Source organism: Piscibacillus salipiscarius (assembly GCF_042685285.1).
Taxonomy (GTDB): domain Bacteria; phylum Bacillota; class Bacilli; order Bacillales; family Alkalibacillaceae; genus Piscibacillus; species Piscibacillus salipiscarius.
In genome coordinates this window covers 1-1,157 of record NZ_JBHUMZ010000034.1, presented here as the reverse complement: position 1 = coordinate 1,157, position 1,157 = coordinate 1, and the positions used below count along the sequence as shown (strand labels likewise).

The window sequence follows — 1,157 nt, the reverse complement described above, 5'->3', positions numbered from 1 at the left end:
TCATAAAAGTTATCACAACAAGAGCACCTCATGGGATCTTTTCCACCAGATGCAATAACCTTCTCACGATAAGTTCTTTTTGTTAAGGATTTCTTTATTTTAACTAACCATTTTCTGTTTGCTTTTTGCCATATACTAATGATTTTTTTACTAATACTCTTAGATCTTCTGGAATATAAACCATAATGGCGAATGGTTTTAAATTGCTCGTCTGGTATGTGTCGAATAAGCAAGATAATAAACTCTTCTACAGTTACCGTTTCGTGTTTTTCTTTCCCATCCGTTTTATCTTCATACTTAAATGTTACAAATTGTCCATCGTATGCCACGATTCGGTTCATACCTATAGCAGGACGCCTGATATATCTACCGATATATCTCAATTGTTCATTTATTTTACCTCGTTGTTTAGGTGCATAGACATAAAAGCCTTCAGAATTATTGCTATAGGCAGCTTGTAAACGTGGTTGAACTACTTTCTTTTCTCTTTCCGTTAAGTGTTTTCTTATCACTTTTAACACCACAGTTTGCCACTGTTTCCTTAGCATTTGAAAAGGGATAAAGTCTAAGGTTTTCCACTTCCCTTTCTTGGTCAAACCTCCCATGCTTACTAACATATGAACATGAGGATTAAAATTAACTCTAGAACCGAATGTATGTAAACCTGCAATGATACCGGGGGTTAACTTACCTTTCTTTTTAAAATAGGACTTAATAAGATTCGCTGCTGCATCCATTAGAGGCTTGAGTAAATGGCGATGTTTCAGAAATACATCTCTCAGACCTTCATCAATCGTAAAAATGACATGACGATGGGTTGTATGAATCGTGTCTTCTGAAAGAAGACGTCCCCATTCTTCACTCTCTCCGACTGAACACGTTGTGCAAAATCGTCCTTTACACCGATATGGTACTAATTTAGGATCGTTGCATCCTTCACATACAAATAATTTAAATCCATTTTTAGGGTTACCACATTCTCGAAATTTCTCTATTTCTTTCAGGACAATTGGACGCACTCGTCCCCCATATTTGTTAACGAATCGATCCCAATGATTATGTTTATCAAAAAATATGCGTCTTAGAATATTATCCATACTAAAAAAATACCACAGAACAGCGTTCTATGGCACAATTTTTATACTTTCTTATCTTTT

1 protein-coding gene is annotated in these 1,157 nt (G+C 35.4%); it reads right to left on the bottom strand.

The window, feature by feature from the left end; translation table 11 throughout:
- On the bottom strand, positions 1-1,097 hold a 1,097-nt coding region (locus ACFSW4_RS11940), incomplete at its 3' end, for an IS91 family transposase (RefSeq protein WP_449305990.1).
- Positions 1,098-1,157 lie beyond the last annotated feature (60 nt).